The organism is Anaerococcus ihuae (assembly GCF_928368155.1).
Taxonomy (GTDB): domain Bacteria; phylum Bacillota; class Clostridia; order Tissierellales; family Peptoniphilaceae; genus Anaerococcus; species Anaerococcus ihuae.
Map to the genome: position 1 here is coordinate 29,131 of NZ_CAKMRU010000004.1, position 21,262 is coordinate 50,392.

Below are 21,262 nucleotides of genomic sequence, written 5' to 3' on the forward strand. Positions count from 1 at the left end.
CTAGGGAATGATAACAGGATAGTTCTGGTAGTTGAATTTCAATACATCAAATGTTAATAATCAACAATAGGGAATGATAACAGGATAGTTCTGGTAGTTGAATTTCAATACATCAAATGTTAATAATCAACTTCCATCAGAAGAGTTTGCCCAAGCTGTATGAAAATAATTTCAATACATCAAATGTTAATAATCAACATTGTGCTTAACCGTTGTTGTTCCACTTGCTAGCTGTATTTCAATACATCAAATGTTAATAATCAACCAAATATGAAGGACAAGAAGTTACACAAGAAGAATTATTTCAATACATCAAATGTTAATAATCAACCAAAACATAGACGTCCTCTAGTTCATTTTTATTAATATTTCAATACATCAAATGTTAATAATCAACAACTGTTACACAAACTGTAAGTGAAAGTAAAGAAGTATTTCAATACATCAAATGTTAATAATCAACAGATAGTGGTTTGGAAATAAATTCAAAAGATTATCATTTCAATACATCAAATGTTAATAATCAACTTTACCTTGAATAGCATGTATTGCTTGATATACATCATTTCAATACATCAAATGTTAATAATCAACGTGTTTTATGTCTAACATTAGCGTTATTTGGTAGGAAATTTCAATACATCAAATGTTAATAATCAACTTATTAATCTTAACAATATTATTTATATTATCCCTTAATTTCAATACATCAAATGTTAATAATCAACTAGAATAGCTGGTGCAATTGTAGATTTAGCATACAAATTTCAATACATCAAATGTTAATAATCAACATAAGCATATCAAATTGGGAGAAACATCAAAATGTATTTCAATACATCAAATGTTAATAATCAACTTGTTTTACCAACTCCTACAAGTCCAGTTTCAAACTCATTTCAATACATCAAATGTTAATAATCAACTAAATTTATTTTAAATAAAAAAAGCATCTTTATTTTATTTCAATACATCAAATGTTAATAATCAACAATATCGGCTATCTTTTTTTATTTACTTTTATTTTATTTCAATACATCAAATGTTAATAATCAACACACATTGGGCGACAATATAGATTATAATTACCTTGATTTCAATACATCAAATGTTAATAATCAACTTGTTAATGGTCAAGAAAATCAATGCTTACTTATAATATTTCAATACATCAAATGTTAATAATCAACTTATATGAAGAAAAATAATAAGAAAAGTGTTAAAAAATTTCAATACATCAAATGTTAATAATCAACCCGCAAAAGCTGACACACAGCACTACTATCAAAAATTTCAATACATCAAATGTTAATAATCAACATTGTTCTTTATTTTTGGAGATTGTTATTTATGTTTATTTCAATACATCAAATGTTAATAATCAACGTATGTCGTTAAACTGCTATTTTTTATTGTAAATTTATTTCAATACATCAAATGTTAATAATCAACAGATTTTGATCCGGATTTATTGAAAGAACTAACAGAATTTCAATACATCAAATGTTAATAATCAACGCTTATAACAATATAACCAATATTGATGATTATTTATTTCAATACATCAAATGTTAATAATCAACGCATGCTGCTATAATTCGAAAATCTGAAAATAAATAATTTCAATACATCAAATGTTAATAATCAACGTATTATCTTTTGCGACATTCATGGGGAATTATATAATTTCAATACATCAAATGTTAATAATCAACGGCTATATAGGAAATATCAAAAATTTATTTAATTCTTATTTCAATACATCAAATGTTAATAATCAACCTAAAAATTGCTTTGAAAAAGCTGTTACACAAGCAGTATTTCAATACATCAAATGTTAATAATCAACAGGAGTATATATAGGCTGGCTTTTGGAACAAGACATATTTCAATACATCAAATGTTAATAATCAACTTCAAAAACCAAGCACCAATCCCCATTTCGACTAAGATTTCAATACATCAAATGTTAATAATCAACGATAAGGATACTAATTTAAAAGGCTACAAATATGAATTTCAATACATCAAATGTTAATAATCAACTCTTACCTATAAGGATAAATATCTACCCAAGTCTTAATTTCAATACATCAAATGTTAATAATCAACGAAGAAGAGAGTCCAACCTTGAAAACAGTAAGAGAAATTTCAATACATCAAATGTTAATAATCAACTGATAAAATTCTTCTATGCATTGTAAATACTATATTATTTCAATACATCAAATGTTAATAATCAACACCAATATAAAATACACATTTTAAATATACATCCCATCATTATATTACCTATTTTATTAGATTCTTTGATTTTTTACCAGCTATTTCTACTTTTTGCTTTTCTTTGTTTTTTCAAATTCTTTTGTTTTTGCTGGTATTTATATTATTAGATCTTCTTCAAGTGATTTGTATTTTCCTATTGTTTCTTCTTCGAAGGTTTCTTTGTTATACATTTTTATTATTGTTACAAAGTCCTCTTCTTTTTTTATTGTTTTTTCAATTTCTCTTTTCAAAGCTATAATTTTTGATGGGCTTATTTCTCCTCTAAATACTGAATTTTGGTGGTGAGTTAAATATTTTTTGCAAATTTTAAAGACTTTATTTACTCTTTTTTCTCCAACATCATAGAATAGAAATACATAATTGTAATTTTTTGCCACTAATATTTCCTTTCTAATAAATATGGTTCGAATTCTTTGTCTTCTAGTATATATTTTATTAATTTATAGCAATCTAGTTTTATTTGTGTTTGATAGCTCACATTTCTTTTTAATTTTTCATTTTTAAATTTTGTTTCTATTCTTTTTTCAAAAGCTGCTATAAATATTTTCTTACCTTCATCGTTTAGTATGCAATAATTTTGCTCTTTTATAAAGTGATCTTCTACTCTAATTTTTCTATTGTTTACTAAATCAAAAATTGTTTTAAATACTAATATAGGCTTGAATGCTTCACACATATCTAGGGAAAGAGAAAATCTTGATTCACTTGGTTCGTGCAAATAACTTATGGCTTGATTTAAGTGAGTTCTATAGATTGCCGTTATAGTTTTTGTGTATAAAAGTGAATTTCCGAATGATATCAAAGCATTTATTGGATTATCAGGGGGTCTTCTTACTCTTTTATTTAAAATAAAATCTTCATTTAGAAAATATTTAAAAGAATCATAGAATCCTTGCCAAATTTTTCCTTCTATATATAAAATTTGTTTAATATCATTTGCCTTATCAAGCTCTTTTGGAATTTCATTTTTTAGATAATCAAGGAAAGTTTTCACTTCTTTTTTATCATGTTTATAGTAATGATAAAGAACTTGGTAGATATTTTTCCCTATTGCTCCTACAATTTTTTTTGCTATTTCTATTCTTTTTTCATTATAGACTTCCACTTGTTTAACCAAAAGTTTTCCGCTTATATATTTTTCCCTTGGATAAAATGTTCCAGAATAGTTTCCATAATAATTAAAAAAATGTAGGACTATATGCTTACTTGCAAGAAAATCTAATAATTTTGTATTGATTGTAGTCTCGCTTAGTATGTAAAGCTCTCTTATGCTTTCTATTGGTAAATAAACATTTTTACCATTTACCCTATAGCACAAGGAATTGTCTTTTCTTTTTATTTGTCCATCTGTTAAAAGATATTTTGTTTTTCCCATACTTTCACCTAAATCTTGCAATATTCATAATAAGCACATTTGGTACATCCCTTAATTTTTTTGAATTTTGGGATTTTTTCTTTTGAAATAAATTCTTCTATTTCTTTAAGTAATTTTTCTAGTTCTTTTTCTTTTCCATCATCTAAGTCCAAATATTCTATTTTTTTGCCTTGATTGTTTTCAACAAATTCTAATTTTCCTTTTTTGACTATTCCTTTTTTCTTCAAAATATAAAGATAATAATAAAGTTGCCATCTAGCAGCTTCTTTGTCTGCATCTGACTTTTTAATTTCTACCAAATATTTATCTGTAATTTTATCAACCACTATATTGTCTATTTTTATCTCAGAATTTTTCTTGTTTTCGCTTTTATTTAAGTGGATTTCTTTTCCTATTTTTACAAGTTCACTGTTATCTTCGAAATTCAATTTGTTGGCAAACAAATAGCACTGTCTTTTACAATGAAAATAATAATTTATTATTGTTCCATTCATATTATGTCCTCAAATTCATCATTTTCATCTTTATAATTTAATCTTTCCCTGTAAATATATCTTTCCCCATCTTCTATATAAACAAGATTTCCTATTATATCATTTGCTTTTCCAATACATTTTACAAAATCTCTTTTTGAAATTCTATATAGAAAATCTGACATTTGAGCTTTCTTTTCTGAAAGTTTTACAATTTTTTCACTATAATCCATATCTTTATTCTCAATAAGATTTGTGTATTGAGTCCAAATCTCAGATCCATTTATTTCTTTTCCATTTATCCTTAAATTTCTATTTAAAAATAATTCAACCATTTGCCTATTATCATCAATTAATTCCATGTGTTTGGATATTTTTTCAAAATTTAATTTAACAAGGTCTTTTTCAAAATTTATATAAGCATATTCATCCCTATCATTTTTTGCTTTTTGTAATTTTAAGGCAAAATATCTAGAGAAATCTTTAGTTTCAAGATCTTTTCTCCTATCCTTATTTCTTAATGTTAAAATATCTTGAGCATTTTTATAAATTTTCTTTTCATCTGACATATCAAAAAAATATGCTACAGCATCATTTTTTAAATCCGATCTTCCAATTCTTCCCAAAAATTGTTCTTCATTTTCAAGCATAGATATATCTTTGTAACCAATATCCATGTCAATATCAACTCCAGCTTCTACAACTTGACTTGCAATTAATATAGTTTTTTTATCAATTTTTCCACTTATTTGTCCGATAACTTGAGCCTTTCTTCTCAAATTATCATCACCTGTTAAAATCAAAATATTGTATTGATAGAAAAATTCTTCCTCATTTAAGATTTTAAAAAAATTTTCCGCATCTTTTTTTCTTATAAATTCTACCAATATTTTTTTGTGATTTCCTATATTTTCTTTCATATGATTTAAAAGATGGTCATAGTCAATTCTTCCCAAATCCAACAAATCATAGTTTATTTTGACCCTATTTTTAAATAAAGGCTCATTAAACATTTCTCTTGGATTTTTAATTAATTTTCCTATATTTCTCTTTTTATCATCATCTAACAAAGCTGATAGATCTGGAAGAGTTGCTGACATAATAATTATTTTTAAATTAAAAATCTTGGCATAAATTTCTAACATTTCTATAATTTCATTCCACAAATCTTCCCTATAGGCTTGGATTTCATCCAAAACAATTACAGAATTTGTAATTTGATAAAGACCAAATATATTTTTTCTTTTATTTGAAAAAAGCGTATTAAACAGCCCTACATTAGATGTGATTATAAAGGGAGAATGAAGAAACTCCCTATCAAGAAGTGATTTTATATAATAATCCCAATCTTTCATAAAATCATCATTGTCACTTTTTTCAATAGGTGTAATTGAATTTATAATTGAAATTTTTTCTTCAATGCTTGTTTTTTTATAATATTTTAAAAGAGTATTTTTGTTTTGTTCCACCAAAGTATTAAAGGGATAGGCATATATTATTTTATTAATTTGATTATTTAATAATTTGTAAGATAAATTCATAGCAGTATTAGATTTGCCAGAACCTGTGGGAGCTTCTAGGAAAAATATATTCTTATCTTTTTCTTCTTCTAAATTTTTTTCTGCATTTAGAAAAATTTTCGTCCTAAGGTCATTTATATTTTCTTTTTTCTCATAAGATTTATCCTTTTCGCTTTTTCTAATACTTTTTATTAGTTTTGAATTATTGTATATCTTTATGAGGTCGTTTTTATTTATTTGAGGAAGATTTGTCTTATATCCATTCATATAATCAGTTGTAGCATAAAAATCAGATGCAACTAAAATAGAATATATAAGTCTTGTGTAAATATATATTTCTTTGGATTTTGACTTTTTGAAATCTGTATAAGAAAAATCCATATCAAAATCATAAACAAGATCCATAATGTCATTTGTAATTTCCTCGAAATTAGCAAAAAATTCTTCTTTTATGTTTTTATCTTTCTTTAAATATTTTAAGGTTTTGTAAAACTTGCTTCTTTCATCAATAAATAAATCAAAAAAATTATGTATTGAATATGAAAAGTCTGATAAATCACTGTGATGTCTTGAAATTACAAAAGCATTTAAAAAAATAAGATAATAAAATTTTTCTTTTAATTCATCATCAATTTCTAATTTTTTAATTTTTCCAACAAAGATATAAACGTAAATAAATGATGAAAGTATAGAATGTTCTCCTTCTATTCCCAAATCTATAAGGTCTAGTTCAAAATTTTTTAATTTATTTCTTTGAAACCTAGAATTAATTTTTCCCAAATCATGAAATAAAATTACTGAATCTATCAAATCTTTAAAATGTGAATATCCCTCTTTTTGATCAAAAATACCTAGGAAAAATCTTTCAAAGACTTTTCCCAAGTTTTTTTCCTCTATAATTTTTTCATAATATTTAAAAGTTTTATTTATATGATCTTGTAATTTTTCTTTACTATCTCCAACTCCATCAATATGAGCTAGATAATTGTCGGAATTTTTAACTATAAAATCAAGCTTCATATATTCCTTCTTCACTGTAAAAAGCAAGTTTTAAATTATTATCTAAATCTTTAAATATGACATTTTTATTTGATTTTTTCCTAACTTCTCCATTGCTTGCCAAGGTTTTTTTTCTTATATATCTTTCAGTATCTTCTTCTAGGAAAAATGGAAGATTTTCTTCATATTTATAAATCTTACTTTTTAACCTAAGTTTAAAATCTTCAGCTAAAAATAGAGAATCTATAATATTTTCATCACTTTTTTCTAAATCTACTATTTTGCAATCATTAATATTTGCCATGTGATCATTTGTTCCAAGATAAGGAGTAAAAATTGTTTTTTTATTTAAAATATATTCTTTTATCATTTCACTTTGGTCATTATCTAACAAAATATAAATTAACCATGAAGGATTTTCTAGCCAAACTTGTTTTACTATAAGATTTCCACCTTCTTCATTCGATGCAAAAGCTGTAGAATTATTAAAAAGTTGCAACTTCTTATCAAAAATCCCATCATTCCCCTCAGAAACTACAGATATTTTAAGATCTTTTAATTTTTTATAAAACTCAGGATATTTTTCCCTGCCTTTTTCGTTATAGCCCTTGTACCCAACAATTGCTCCCAAAAGTCCTAAAAGGGCAACTCTGTGAATTTGTCCATAAGTATAATATAGATAAGTATTTACATCTGGCTGTTTGAAAAAACCTGTTTTCCCACTTAATCTAAATCTCAAAGCTTTCATATTAAGCCTCGATTTTTTCTCTTGTGTATATATTATAAATTTCTATATTGTCTGGAAAATCGACCAAGTCTATTTTTTCATTATCGTAATAAATTTTAATTTTTTCTATATCATCTCTTTTTTCTAGAATAGATTTTCCTGTGAAAATTATTTTATCTTTTGAGTTTTCTTCAGAATTTTTTTCAAATTTAATATAATTTGCAAGACTTGGAAGATAAGTATCTAATTTTGTTTCAACAAACATAGAAAATTCATTGTTTGCTCCTTCTTTTGCATTTGTAGCATAGGAAGTTGCAGAATCAGTTGCAGCTAATTTAAATTTTTCATAATCTTTTTCGCTATAGCCTTCTGTAACTCCTAATTTTTTGTAATCATCATAAGCTTTTGGATTTATTACAAAAGAATAGAAATAATGAGCTTCATCAGATACAATTTTATTTCCCAAAGTAGAATTTTGAGCATCTTCTCCTGATTTACTTTTTTCTTTTGCATTAGGATCTCTAAAAGGAGATAAAATTTGTTGAACTTGAGCTTTACTGTCTTCATATTTGTTCATTCCTTGGGAAATTTGCACAGCTCCAGTTATTGAAATATTATTTCCTTTTTCTGCAAAAGTAGCCCCGAAATTTTTTACATCTGTTGCCATAAATAAGTTGGTCAGAATTTTTTCAGATTCACCAGATTTTATTTCTGTATCAAAAACTTGTTCATATCTTTCCTTTAAAGTTCTAGGCATCAAGTTTCCCTTATCTCCTATGGTGTAACTTTTTATATAAATTACCTTCTCGCCTTGTTCAGACCATTTTTTCTTCATAGTATATTTTAAAGCCTTATCTGATCCAAAAATTTCACCTGAAGACAAAGATTTTGGAAATCCGGAAAAATCTGCATTCCAATTTGCCATCTTTGATCCTATACCAATAATTCCATAAACTCTCTTATTAAGCTCTGTCATTTTCTTCTCCTTCACTTAGTTTTTTTCCATAAAGATATGATTCATCTAAAAAACCTGCTATTATCCACCTATCTTCTGCCTTTTTATTATCAAATTTATGAACAAGAATTTGGCTTACAGCCCTATTAAGCCTTACATCCTTAGCGCTAATATTGTGTGCATAAGTTACAAGCAAATGTTCTAAGTTTTCAATTATCCTAGAAGTTTTTTGTCCACCCAAGAAATTCCTAATAAAGGTTAAATTTTTATCGCCAATATTTGAATAATTAAGCAATTTTCTCAAAACTTGTCCAAGGGCAAACAAGATTTCCTTGTCACCTTCAAGAGAAATATCTCCAGCTGATTCCAACTTTCTTTTCATATTTTCTTGAAAATCCATATAATTTTCCTCCTTTTTTTCATAATATTCTTTCAAAGATAAATAATAATTAAATTGGGTTATAGCCTTGGTCTTATAATCATTTAAAAGAGAATATTTAATAGAATCTTCCAAAAGTCTATTTAAAATCCTAACTATTTCTTTATTTTTATTATTTATTATGGCAAATTCCAAGCTTTTCCCATAGTTTAAAATTATCATTTTAAAATTCAATTCTTTTATATTCAAATTCTCCAAATTATACTTATTTCTTTGGTAATAATTATAGAAAAAAACTGAATCTATTTTATTTAAAAGTGTATTTTTTTCAGTAATAAGTCCGTATTTTTCTTCTCTTTTAGAAAAATCTTCGGCTTTAGCATTTTCTGGCAAATATTCTTGAATGTATTGGTTAATTTGAATTTCTATATCATCAAAATCTTTTGAATAAATATTATAGTCTAAAATTGCTGCTTCATTTTTTTCAGGATACAAGAACAATTCAAAACCTATGAAATTTTTATTTTTTTCAAAACTTATTTCTTTGTTTCCTGTATTGAAATATATTCTATTATTTCCTCTTTTTACAGATGATGAAAGGTAAGAAAAAAATAAATTTTGTAATTTCGCCATATCTGCACTTATTAAATAAGGTTGTTTTACCTTTCTTGATAAATTTTCCAAATAAGGCTTTTTATCATTTATTCCTAAATTATAATCAGAAACTCCGTAAGTTTTGCCATTTACTTCTATATTATATTTATTCTTATTAAATAAATTGGTAAGTAAATACCTATCTTGCTCCCTTTGGTAAGCTTTTTTTGTTTTTTCTTCATCTTCATAGACAAAAAATATTTTGAAATAATCTTTTGAGCTTGTATCAATATCAAAGATATTTTTATTATCAATATTTTCAACAAGCCACTTTTCGATTTTTTCAGCCTCATCTACATTGACGCTACCCAATTTCCCTTCATTTTCTAAGTAAAGATTTTTTGCTTTCTTATCCTTATATTTTTTTAAGGGATTTTTTAAAATTGAAAAATATCTTTCTATTGCATCTTTATTAATCTTATCTTCATAAATATTTTCCTTGAAGAAAAAACTATAATAATTAGAACTATGAATAGCTTTTTTATTGTCTATGCTTTTGTTCATGTTTAAGAGATTGGAATTAAAATCCAAATCTCTAATAAAAGAATAATTTAATGGTTGATTTTCAATTTTCTTTTCTTTTTTGTCATATTTAATTTTAAAACTTGGACTTACTTCCCAAGGACCTTCTTCTTTCATAGTAACAAGATAATATTTACCGTCTTTGGGAATATATCCTCTCAAAACCATGTCAGGATCTTCGTCCAAATTTTTCTTAAAAATTTCCAAACACTCTTCTAGCACATAATCACCTCCTAAATTAAATATTTATATCCCAAAAATCCTGCCCCATAAGCTGAATTTTCACTAAATGTAACACCAAGAGCAAAATAAGCTAAGTCTTGGCTTCTTTTATCCATATTGATTTCCAGCTCAAGCTTATCGCCCAAAAGTCTTATATTTTTAAATTTAAAAGCGATTGGTCCTCCATTTAAAAATTTAAGGCTTGTATAAAATTTTCCCTCTTCTACATTTTCATCAATAAAAAATTTGTATTTTTTTATTAAATTATCTGTTATTCTCTTTTCAAATTCTTCTAAAGTCAAATTATCTTTCCAATATCCAAAATCATTTTTTATTATTATAGGATTTAAGCTAAATAATTTTGAAATCGGTGATTTTGGAATTATCCTAACATCAACAGTCAAATTTTTGAAAACCTTATCCTTATAATCGGAAAAACCATTTAACATATAATTTACAAAATCCCCATCAACTGACCTAATTCTATACTGATAGACCATATTTTTTTTGTAGAACTTTTTTATTGGATATAGATTATCATGGCAATAGGATTTATAATTTTTTGCATTATGCATATTTAAAAATTTTTCATTTTCTGACAAATAAGAAATTATAGCCTTAGAAATAAATCCCAAAGAATCTGACGAATCAATATCTTCTAGCAAGAAAGTTCTTATTTTCAGTTCATAAATCTTCATTTTCTGCCTCCTTTCTAGAAAATTCAATTATAATTATTAACTGATTATATATTTATAATATCATCATTTTAAAAAATGTCAAATTTTTTACATCTCATGTTAGTAATCAAATATTTATATATTTTAATTTTTAACATTTCAATACTTATCAAGTTAATAATTAAATATATAAATACTCTACCTCTTATGAAAATTTTAACCACAAGTTCATTATTGTTTTAAAAAATTTATATTATTTTCAAAAAAATTTCTCCCCCTCAAACATTGTTAATTTTATATTTATGATTTATAATACCCCTAGAGATAGTATTTAAGTTTTAAAACTATACTCTTTTACACCATTATATTTAAATTTTTAAAAAATGAGCTTATATATTTAGTGAGACTCAAAATATTTTGTAATTTTGCAAGGATTTTGTTTTTTTATATAAACTTTTTTTCCTTGCTTTTTTTTAAGGAGATTTTATGGAAATTGAAATGTTAGAAGGAAAAATTCATAGGGCTACTGTGACTCAAGCTGAACTTGACTATGTTGGATCCATTACTGTTGATGAAATTTTACTTGACGGTGCTGGAATTAGAGAGTATCAAAAGGTTCAAGTAGTCGATATTAATAATGGAAATAGACTTGAAACTTATACAATTGCCGGTGAGAAAAACAGTGGTGTCATTTGCTTAAATGGTGCTGCGGCAAGACTTTTTGCTCCTGGTGATAAGGTAATAATTATGGCTTATGCCTCTTATAATGAAAAAGATTTAGAAAATTATAGTCCGAAGGTTGTTTTTGTTGATGATGAAAATAAAATCAAAAAAATTTCATCTTACGAAAAACATGGAACTTTAGTGTAAATAAATTTTAGTGGTGTAATAGGCTATCTCTAAATATTTTTAGAGGAGAAGAAAATGAAAGTTATCAAAAAAATTGATGAATTGAGAGATGTTTTAAAGGATTTTAAAAAAGAAGGTAAAACTATTGGCCTCGTTCCTACCATGGGATTTTTACACAAGGGTCATGCAAGTTTAATTAAAAAAGCAGTTTCAGAAAATGACATCGTAGTTGTTTCTGATTTTGTAAATCCTATCCAATTTGGACCAAATGAGGATTTGGAGGCTTATCCTAGAGATATAAATGCTGACAGCAAATTGTGCGAAGATTTGGGAGCTGATTTTATTTTTAATCCTGAACCTTCAGAAATGTATCATGACAAAAAGGCTTTTGTTGATATTGATGGACTTTCTGATAATTTGTGTGGTGCAAGAAGAGAGGGACATTTTAGGGGCGTTTGTACTGTTTGTACAAAATTATTTAATATTGTTGGCCCTGACAGGGCATATTTTGGACAAAAAGACGCCCAACAGCTTTCAATTATTAAAAAATTAGTCCTAGATTTAAATATTCCAGTTGAAATTGTTGCCTGCCCAATTGTAAGGGAAGACGATGGACTTGCAATGTCTTCAAGAAATACTTATCTTTCAACTGACGAAAGAAAAGCTGCTCTTTGTCTTTCAGAGGCAATTTTTGAGGGAGAAAAAATGGCAAAGGAAGGATTTTCTGTAAAAGAAGTTTTGGAAAAAATGGAAGAAATAATTTCATCAGAAAAACTTGCAAAAATCGACTACATCAGTGCCGTTGACCTTGAAACAATAAAAGATGTAGATAATTTCAACAAAGATACCTTGGTTGCCATTGCCGTATATATTGGAAAAACCAGATTAATTGACAATTTTATTTATGAGGTGTAGACGTGGAAAAATTTTCAAGAATTTCAGATAAAATAACTCAAAATATCGGTTTAATTATTATTATATTTTCTGTAGTAGCCTATTTTGTCCCAGATTATTTTTCTTGGATGACAAATTACACCACAATTTTTCTTGCCCTTGCCATGTTTGGAATGGGAACTTCAATCGAAGCTGATGCTTTTAAGAAAATTTTAAAAAATCCTAGGGATATTTTTATTGGATCTTTGGCACAATTTACAATTATGCCATTACTTGCTTGGATTTTAGCTGTAAGTTTTGATGTAAATAGAGATATTGCTTTAGGAATTATCCTTGTTGGATCATGTCCTGGAGGAACTGCATCAAATGTAATAACCCACATAGCTGGAGGAAATGTTTCAATGTCAGTTTCTATGACAATTTTATCAACACTTCTTGCCCCAATTGTTACACCATTTTTGGTTTATCTTTTGGCAGGAAGATGGGTTGAAGTTTCAATTTTAGCCATGTTTAAATCAGTTGTTACAGTAGTTTTAATCCCAGTTTTGATGGGAATTTTTGCAAAAAAATTAAGCCCAGAAAAAATGGAAAAATCAAAATCAATTTTCCCATTAATATCATCCCTTGCAATTATTTTGATAATTTCAGGAATAATCGGAGCAAATGCAGAAAAAATTGCCAAATCTGGATTAATTGTTTTGTTAATAGTAATGATTCACAATGCACTAGGACTTTTATTGGGACTTGGCGTTTCCAAATTATTCAAAATGGATTATGACAAGCAAACAGCCCTATCAATCGAAGTGGGAATGCAAAATTCCGGCCTTGCCATCCAACTTGCAACAGCAAATTTTGCCCTAAACCCACTAGCAACCCTCCCAGGAGCAATTTTTTCAATCTGGCACAATATTTCAGGTTCAATTTTCGCATCAATTAGAAGAAAAGATGTAAAAGAAATTGCCTTTGCTAGGGAAAGATAAATTAAAAAGCCCTGTAGGAATTTATAATCCTACAGGACTTTTTTTAATTAATCAAAACAATAGATACATCATTAACATTTGTCCCACTAGGCCCTGTTTTTATTAATTGACCTATCTCATTTAAGGCATTATAAGAATCATTATTATCCAAAACCTTATAATAATTAATATTTTTTTCCTTTAATTTATCCATAGTATAGCCATCAACAAAAGCCCCAGCTGCATCGGTTGGACCATCAGTCCCATCAGAGGAAAAAGAAATAATTTGTACATTTTTAAGCCCTCTTATATGTTTGGCACTTGCCAAGGCCAACTCTTGATTTCTTCCTCCCTTTCCATTGCCTTTAATTTTAACAATAGTTTCTCCACCAAAAATATAAGCAAGCCTTTCCTTATAAGCACTTTTGCTTTTTGCAATAGATGATAAAATATATCCTGCCTCTTTTGCCTCACAATCCATAAAAGTTGTTAAAATATCTGTCTTATAGCCTTCATCTTCCAATATTTCTTTTACTTTTAGGCACAATTGATCCACACTGCCAGAAATTTTTGTAGTAATATTAGTTAAATTTTTTTCAGTTTCTTCATTCAAACACTTTCTAGCAGCCTCAGATAAAACAAGTCCATACTTATTAACAATATTTAAAGCATCCTCGCAAGTTGAAAAATCTTCATAGGTCGGACCTGATGCTATCATGTCAGGTCTATTTCCTATAACATCAGATAAAATAATATTATAAACTTTGGCAGGATAACAATGCCTTGCAAATTTTCCACCCTTAATTTTTGATAGTCTCTTTCTAATTGTATTAATTTCAACAATGTCTGCACCTTTTTTCAAAAGTTGCTTATTAATATCTTGTATTTCTTCAAAGCTAATAAGGGGTATTTCAAAAAGAGCAGACCCCCCTCCAGAAATAAGCATCACAAGCAAATCATCCTCGGTCAAATTTCCAACTAAGTCATAGGCATATTGGCTTGCCTTAATTGTATTTTCATCAGAAATTGGATGACCCGCTTCAAAACAAATAGCCTTATCCAAAGGAGCTTTCAAATGATTATATTTAGTTATAACTACAGCTTGATCAAATTTAATATCAGATTCTAAGGCTGTTTTTGCCATTTGATAGGCTGCCTTTCCTATAGCAATCAAAATTTTTCTGCCCTTAACTTTTGGTAGGCTTTTTAACTCTCTAGTGACAGCCTTATCAGGCAAACAAGATTCAATAGATTCTTCCACAATTTTTCTAATTAAATTATCCATCCTATCACCCCAAATAATTTTCTAAACAAGTCTTTATTTAATAATTTACCCAAATATAACAAATAAAGCCCCAAAAACTTGGGACTTTATTTACAAAATTTATTCAAGAATAGCACCCTTATTAGCTGAAGATACTGCTCTTGCATATCTTACTAGGTAACCTTCTTTAATTTTTGGTTCAGGTTTAACTAGTTTATCTAGCCTTTCTTTAATTTCATCATCAGTCAAATCTATATTTATAGACCTATTTTCTATATCAATTTCTATTACATCTCCATCTTCTATTATAGCAAATGGTCCACCATCCATAGCTTCAGGAGAAACGTGGCCTATAGCTGCTCCCCTAGTAGCCCCGGAAAATCTTCCATCTGTTACTAAGGCAACATCATTATCTAAATGCATACCTACAATAGCAGATGTAGGAGTAAGCATCTCTCTCATACCAGGACCACCCTTTGGACCCTCGTATTTAATAACAACTACATTGCCTTTTTTAACCTTACCATCAAAAATTCCTTCAGTCGCTGCTTCCATGCTGTTAAATACAACAGCTTCTCCCTTATGTTTCATCATTTCTGGCCTAACTGCTGCAGATTTCACAACACATCCACCTGGTGCAATATTTCCCTTTAATACTGCTATACCACCTTGGTCATTGAATGGATTTTCAATAGGTCTAATAACATCATGGTCTCTTGTCTCTTTACCCTCTATATTTTCCTTTATTGTTTTTCCATTTATATTTTTCAAGCTAGTATTTAATAGGGATTTTTTATCTAATTCATGCATTACAGCTGGAATTCCACCTGCCATATGAAGATCAAACATGAACTTATCTCCTGAAGGACTTATGTGACATAAGTTCGGAGTATTTTTAGAAATTTCATCGAATTTTTCAAGAGATAATTCTAAACCACATTCATGAGCTATAGCTGGTAAATGTAGGGTTGTATTTGTTGAACCTGCTATGGCCATATCAACAACTATGGCATTTTTAAAGGCCTCTTCTGTAACTATATCTCTTGGTTTAATATCTTCTTTAACCAAAGCCACTGATCTTTCTCCAGCAATTTTTGCAAGAGCTATACGGTCTCCGTAATATGATGGAATTGTTCCATTATATGGAAGTGCAAGTCCCAAAACTTCTGAAAGACAGTTCATACTATTAGCTGTAAACATTCCAGCACATGATCCACATGATGGGCAAGCTGCATGAGCGTATTCTTCCATTTCCTCTTCACTTTTTTCACCTAATTTATAGGCTGCAACCTGTTCTATACATGTAGAATAATCAGCCACTTCATCCTTATAATGACCTGTTGCCATAGGACCACCACTTACAATAATTGAAGGAATATTTAACCTTAATGCAGCCATGGTCATTCCAGGAACTATCTTATCGCAGTTAGGGATTAAAACCAATCCATCTAAACCATGAGCCTTAGCCATAGCCTCTATACTATCTGCTATTAGCTCTCTTGATGCTAGAGGATAATGCATTCCAGCATGGCTCATTGCTATACCATCACACATTGCTATTGAAGGAAATTCCACAGGAATTCCACCACCAGCAGCAACTCCTAATTTGGCTGCATCTGCTAAACTTCTTAGATGAAAATGTCCAGGAACAATTTCATTAAATGAGTTTACAACTCCTATTAAAGGTTTTCTTCCTATATCTTTTTCTAATTTTCCTGTTGCATATAACAAAGATCTAGCTTCTATTCTTTCTGGTCCTTGATATACTTTTTGACTGTTCATTTTTTTACTCATTGTTTCCTCCTAAAAATTTAATCCTATTAAACCATATACAATAGTAGAAACTATTGTCATAACCAATCCTACACAAAATTCAAATGGCAACAATCTTAATTTTTCTTTGATATTCATCCTTACACTACCAGCACTTGTATGGAAAAAACTTCCATGAGGCAGGCCGTCTAGGGTATTGCTTCCTGCGTGTATCATTACTGCAGCTTGAAGAGGTTTTACTCCAAAAGATAGGATTGTCTCTCCAAAAACTTGTGATCCAACTGTACTTCCTGCTGTAGCTGATGCTGTAGCAGCCCCCATGGTTAAGCCTGTAATTGGAGCTAATAAAAATCCTGACAAGCCTAAAATATCAACTATATGTATTAGAGATTCTTTAAGGCCAGAGTTTGCTATTATTCCTGATAAGGCACCTGTTCCTAAAAGTAACAAAATTACTCCTGACATCATATTTAATCCTTTTGTAGAGAAATTCACAAAATTTTTAACTTCTTTTGTCAAAATACAAGTAATAAATCCCCCTAAAGGCAATGCTATTAATGGATCTATCTCAATTCCCATTATAGGTCTTAGGGCTAAAAGTATTATAGAAATAAGAGGTCCTGTAATTGCTGCAAGCAGACTAGGTTTAGAAAAATTTACATTTCCTTTTTCTTCCACTAACAAAACTTCACTTCCTATGCCCATTTTATGTACTAATTTTGTTATATAAACTGTCGCTACAAAACCAAATATTGCAGGAATTATTCCCCCTATCATTACGCTTGTTAGAGGAATTTGAAAATAATCTGATAAGGCTATAGCTTGTGGATTGGGTGACATGACATTTCCAGCGTGAGTTCCTCCACACATAGCCATCATTATTACTGATTTTGAATAATTAGTTTTCTTAGCTATAACCATAGCAATTGGTGCAACTGTTAAACAGGCTACATCTGCAAAAACTCCTATAGCAGTCAAGATAAATATAGATGCTACTATAGCTATTAAAGAATTAGCTTCTCCTAATTTCTCAACTATATTTTCTGCAATAACATCTGCAGATCCAGAATTAATTAAAGCTCCAGCTAAAACCCCTGCAGCCATAATTCTAAGTAAGGTCGGAGACATTCCTCCAGCTCCATCGAACATTAATGTTACAACTTCTTTAGCATTAGCACCGCCAGCCATTCCACCTATTAAAGCACCAAGAATCATTCCATAGGCAGGTGGAGCTCCCATTACAATTACGGAAATCGCTATCACTAAAGCTATCAAAGCTCCTATTGTTGATACACTTGCCATAATTTCCTCCATTTTTTTATTATTAATCATTGTGTAAACGATTTACTTAAACTTTACCATGTTTGATTCTATTTTGCAACATATTAATTTAATATAAAAAAAATCGTTTCATTTTGAAACGATTCATATTTTGTATTTTTTCATTTTTCTCCATAGGGTAGACCTACTTATTCCCAAAATTTCACTGACCTTACTTTGATTGTATTCTTCCTTTTTTAAGTGGTAGAGGATAAGCTCTTTTTCAATTTCTTCTAAATTTTTAGAATCAAAGATCTCTTTTTTACTACCTTCTTCTATTTTTTTAGTAAAGACATCTTTTCCTACTATTAATTCATTTCTGCTAAATATATAATTTTTTAATTTTTTCAATAAATAGTCTAAATTCTTATTTAGTAAGGGATTTTCACCATCAAATGTATAATACTCAATCCCAAAGGCCATTGTTCCAAATTTTTCGTGATAATAGGCTATATAGTTATTAAATATCAGATTTAGGTCATCTTTTCTTTGTCTGGTGTTAGGTATTATTAGGGTCTGTTTTTCATCAATATAGTCTATAATTTTAGAATCTTTTTCAAGTAAAATTATAAATCTTTCTTCTATATTTTTTTTACTAATATTGCTAATTATTTCATAATCTTTAATATTTTTTATAAGTATGTTTTTTTTCTTGTATTTTAAAATTTCATCGTAACTTTCAATATTTACCTTGTCTAAGTCTATTAACAAAGTGCTATTTTTATTGATACCTATAGTAAAGTTTAAAAGTTCATTTAGGGTGTATTCATTATCTTTAATTATGAATATGGGGTTTTTTTCTTTTATAAGTCTTTTTGCCTTGGCAAATAATTTTTGCATAGACTCGGACTTAGTTACAGGCATAAAATTATTTTTTATATCTAAATCATATACACCTATAGGTTTTTCATAATCACTTTCTACTTTTTTAAAATTATATAGGTAAAATTTATCTGAAGATATTTCTATAGATGATATTTCAAGGTTAACTTCCCCAATCCTAGCTTGAATATAGGGGGTATTAAATTCCTTGTTTTCAAATTCGTATTTTAGGCTTATACATTTTTCGTAAGATATGGGCATTTTTTCAAAATTTATAAATTTTGAATATATTATTTTATTGTTTTGAATTATACAATAGTCTTTATTAAATTTAGTCAAAAATTTTGACCTAATTGCATCTATTTTCTTTATTTTTTGGGTTTGATTTAAAATCATAATTGCATATTCCAAAGAATTTTCTAAACTTTCATGGCTTGTTTGGAATAATACAGTATTAAAATTTAAGTCTTTTGCGACTTTTATAGCCAGGGAATCTCCAAGTATTTGCTGGTATCCTTCTTCTTTTAATTTTATAAGAAGATTTGTTAAGTCTAGGTCATTTTTTATATAGTGTATTTTAAAATCCAAATTTAATAGTCTGATTATCTCTATTGCTCCATCTGTGATATTTGAATAAGCAATTATAGATGTTTTTGCCTGGTTGTTTTTTGCTATTAATATACTTTTTAGCAAATCATTTCCTGATGGTTTTGCATCTATTACTGGAATATCAAGATGTTTTTTTATTAATCTTGCAGTTCCGCCTCTAGAAATTATTGCATCATAACCATTGTTTTTAGCATCTATAGCGAGTTTAAGGCCATCTTCTAGCATAGCTATGCCATAGTCTATTTGGCAATTTTTGTATTTGTTTTTTAAGTCTTCTATGGGCCTTACCATAGCTTCATATGTTCCAACAATAAAAATCTTCATTAATTCCACCTATTTATATTTTCCAATGCCTAGTCTATATACCCAAAAATATAAGAACAGACCTAAATTTAATAATCCCTAGAAAAATATTAAGAAATTTTAATCTAGGGATCAATTTATTTTTTATTTCTTCTTAGCCTTATCCCAAATATCAAGATAGGATTTGTAGAAAGAAAGATCTTGGACAGTTTCCAAAACTCCTAAATAATTTCTGTTCTTATCCCTAACTGCATAGTAGGTCACAGCGTGGTCATTGCCCTTTATGTTTTTTATGATTTGAAATTTATCCTTGCTTCCTTCCTTAAATTCACCGATAAGCTTTCTTACAATTGGCTCAACTTGTGGTGGGTGGCATGAATAAACTTCCCTTCCTAAGGATGTTTTTGCCCTTTTAAAAATTTTTTCACCCTTTATATTATTATAATAAGCATTTATATCATTTTTATCTACAAAAGTTATCTCAATTTCTAAAGTATCAAGAAGGGCCTCAAGCTCATCAACTTTCATCTTTCCCTTAGAAAAATTAATATATCCATCCATAGAATCTTTCTCATTATTTGTATTTTCTCCATCATCCCAAATTTCTTTTTTGATTATATCATCAGGATAATCTTTCAAATCCTCATAAAGTCCCAAAAAATCTTCATTTGAAATCACATCTTCCATCAAAGGATACAAGATATTTTCTTCCTTATAAGTCATCTCCCTTGCTCTTTCAAATACTTTTTTGACATCATCAAAATCAGATTTTTTGAAAGCTTTTTTGAAATTTTTAGAAATTTCAATATCAACTCCCCACATAATATCAGATGGACCTGGCTTATTGTAATTTTCCTTTAACAAAGGATAAATCAAGTCCCCCTTTTTCCTATAATGTGAAGTGATTTTATTAGAAATATCTTTAATTTTTTCCAAATCTTGACTGTTTTCTCCTAAATCGATAAGTTCTTTAATTTTTTCATTTTCCAAAAAGAAAAACCTAAGAGGATGACCAGAAATATTTATTAATTTCAAATCCTTTCCTCCTTCACTTTCAGTTTTTCCATGAAAAAGTGAAGAATGAACATCACAAAGTCTTTGAACATCAGCCCTATCAACTCCCCCTTCAAGAAGAGCTTCCTCAGCATCCATAATTTCAGAAGATGAAACATTTTCGAAATTTTTTACAAAATCTTTTCTAACACTTTGAAGATCTTCCCCTTCTGACAATCTTTTTACATAAGATTTAATGAGTTCTCTTCTATTTTTGACCTCTAAATCATCATAAGAGTTAACAATTTCATAACCCAAATCTTCTAATTTTTTCTCAACATTATCAATTCCAACCATCTTCGCCCCGCGTCTAATAGACATTTTTTTGCCCATAGTTTTAAGCATAAGAGGATTGGAAAGATTTTTAAAACCAAGACCTATAAGATCTTTTTTTAATTTATCATCACGATTAACTAAATCATAAATCGCCTTATTAATATCAATTTTTTTAGCCATAATATCCTCCAATATTATTATACTCTTCAATTGATAATGTCTATTATTTGTATAAAAAAAGCAAGAAGTATCTTGATCAGAGCGTAGCCAAAGTATGAATGTAGATAATAATTTATTTTAAAATAAAAATTAAGCTACGTACCATCTCGACTAAGTGAGTGAAACGAACGC

The 21,262-nt window shown here is 28.2% G+C and carries 16 protein-coding genes and 1 CRISPR repeat array (1 of these 17 cut by a window edge); of the genes, 3 read left to right on the forward strand and 13 right to left on the reverse strand.

What is annotated here, in order from left to right:
* Positions 1-2,244: a CRISPR direct-repeat array (repeat unit 30 nt; unit sequence ATTTCAATACATCAAATGTTAATAATCAAC); it begins 1,149 nt to the left of the window's first position.
* A gap of 137 nt (positions 2,245-2,381) precedes the next feature.
* Genes cas2 through L6653_RS08655 form a run of 8 tightly spaced genes read right to left on the reverse strand, consistent with a single transcriptional unit; the run spans position 2,382 to position 10,810 of the window.
* The gene (gene cas2 / locus L6653_RS08620; protein WP_236786828.1) at positions 2,382-2,663 is read right to left on the reverse strand and encodes a CRISPR-associated endonuclease Cas2; all 282 of its coding nucleotides are present in this window, start codon (positions 2,661-2,663) and stop codon (positions 2,382-2,384) included.
* Positions 2,663-3,661, reverse strand: coding sequence for a type I-B CRISPR-associated endonuclease Cas1b (cas1b, locus tag L6653_RS08625; protein ID WP_236786830.1), 999 nt, complete (start codon positions 3,659-3,661; stop codon positions 2,663-2,665). Before cas1b ends, cas2 begins: the two co-directional genes overlap by 1 nt.
* 8 nt (positions 3,662-3,669) lie before the next feature.
* Complete coding sequence (cas4, locus tag L6653_RS08630; protein WP_236786833.1) at positions 3,670-4,155, reverse strand: CRISPR-associated protein Cas4; 486 nt, start codon at positions 4,153-4,155, stop codon at positions 3,670-3,672.
* Positions 4,152-6,674, reverse strand: a complete 2,523-nt coding sequence (cas3, locus tag L6653_RS08635) for a CRISPR-associated helicase Cas3' (protein ID WP_236786835.1) — start codon at positions 6,672-6,674, stop codon at positions 4,152-4,154. Before cas3 ends, cas4 begins: the two co-directional genes overlap by 4 nt.
* On the reverse strand, positions 6,664-7,401 hold the full coding sequence (gene cas5b / locus L6653_RS08640) for a type I-B CRISPR-associated protein Cas5b (RefSeq protein ID WP_236786838.1): 738 nt from the start codon (positions 7,399-7,401) through the stop codon (positions 6,664-6,666). Before cas5b ends, cas3 begins: the two co-directional genes overlap by 11 nt.
* A 1-nt stretch (position 7,402) precedes the next feature.
* The gene (locus tag L6653_RS08645) at positions 7,403-8,356 is read right to left on the reverse strand and encodes a type I CRISPR-associated protein Cas7 (protein WP_236786841.1); all 954 of its coding nucleotides are present in this window, start codon (positions 8,354-8,356) and stop codon (positions 7,403-7,405) included.
* Positions 8,343-10,112 carry a hypothetical protein gene (locus L6653_RS08650; protein ID WP_236786844.1) on the reverse strand — a complete coding sequence of 590 codons (1,770 nt, stop codon included), beginning with the start codon at positions 10,110-10,112 and terminating at the stop codon, positions 8,343-8,345. Before L6653_RS08650 ends, L6653_RS08645 begins: the two co-directional genes overlap by 14 nt.
* Positions 10,113-10,123: 11 nt before the next feature.
* Entirely contained in the window at positions 10,124-10,810 is a 687-nt protein-coding gene (locus tag L6653_RS08655; protein WP_236786847.1) for a CRISPR-associated protein Cas6, read from the reverse strand.
* A gap of 465 nt (positions 10,811-11,275) precedes the next feature.
* Between L6653_RS08655 and panD the strand changes: the two genes are divergently transcribed.
* The 3 genes from panD to L6653_RS08670 are packed head-to-tail and all read left to right on the forward strand — an operon-like array spanning position 11,276 to position 13,512.
* Positions 11,276-11,659, forward strand: a complete 384-nt coding sequence (gene panD / locus L6653_RS08660; RefSeq protein ID WP_236786849.1) for an aspartate 1-decarboxylase — start codon at positions 11,276-11,278, stop codon at positions 11,657-11,659.
* Positions 11,660-11,713: 54 nt separating this feature from the next.
* Complete coding sequence (gene panC, locus L6653_RS08665; protein ID WP_236786852.1) at positions 11,714-12,553, forward strand: pantoate--beta-alanine ligase; 840 nt, start codon at positions 11,714-11,716, stop codon at positions 12,551-12,553.
* 2 nt (positions 12,554-12,555) lie between these two features.
* Complete coding sequence (locus L6653_RS08670; protein ID WP_236786855.1) at positions 12,556-13,512, forward strand: bile acid:sodium symporter family protein; 957 nt, start codon at positions 12,556-12,558, stop codon at positions 13,510-13,512.
* A 43-nt stretch (positions 13,513-13,555) separates the two neighbouring features.
* Here L6653_RS08670 and L6653_RS08675 read toward each other — a convergent pair whose 3' ends face one another.
* From L6653_RS08675 to L6653_RS08695, 5 genes are all read right to left on the reverse strand, one after another.
* Positions 13,556-14,776, reverse strand: coding sequence for a glycerate kinase type-2 family protein (locus L6653_RS08675; RefSeq protein WP_236786858.1), 1,221 nt, complete (start codon positions 14,774-14,776; stop codon positions 13,556-13,558).
* 99 nt (positions 14,777-14,875) lie between these two features.
* Positions 14,876-16,549, reverse strand: a complete 1,674-nt coding sequence (gene ilvD / locus L6653_RS08680) for a dihydroxy-acid dehydratase (RefSeq protein ID WP_209320236.1) — start codon at positions 16,547-16,549, stop codon at positions 14,876-14,878.
* A 9-nt stretch (positions 16,550-16,558) separates the two neighbouring features.
* A complete protein-coding gene (locus tag L6653_RS08685) occupies positions 16,559-17,830 on the reverse strand; it encodes a GntP family permease (protein ID WP_236786861.1) in 1,272 nt (423 codons plus the stop codon).
* A 123-nt stretch (positions 17,831-17,953) separates the two neighbouring features.
* Complete coding sequence (locus L6653_RS08690; RefSeq protein WP_236786863.1) at positions 17,954-19,603, reverse strand: sigma-54-dependent Fis family transcriptional regulator; 1,650 nt, start codon at positions 19,601-19,603, stop codon at positions 17,954-17,956.
* A gap of 123 nt (positions 19,604-19,726) precedes the next feature.
* Positions 19,727-21,091, reverse strand: a complete 1,365-nt coding sequence (locus tag L6653_RS08695) for a DUF438 domain-containing protein (protein ID WP_236786866.1) — start codon at positions 21,089-21,091, stop codon at positions 19,727-19,729.
* Positions 21,092-21,262 lie beyond the last annotated feature (171 nt).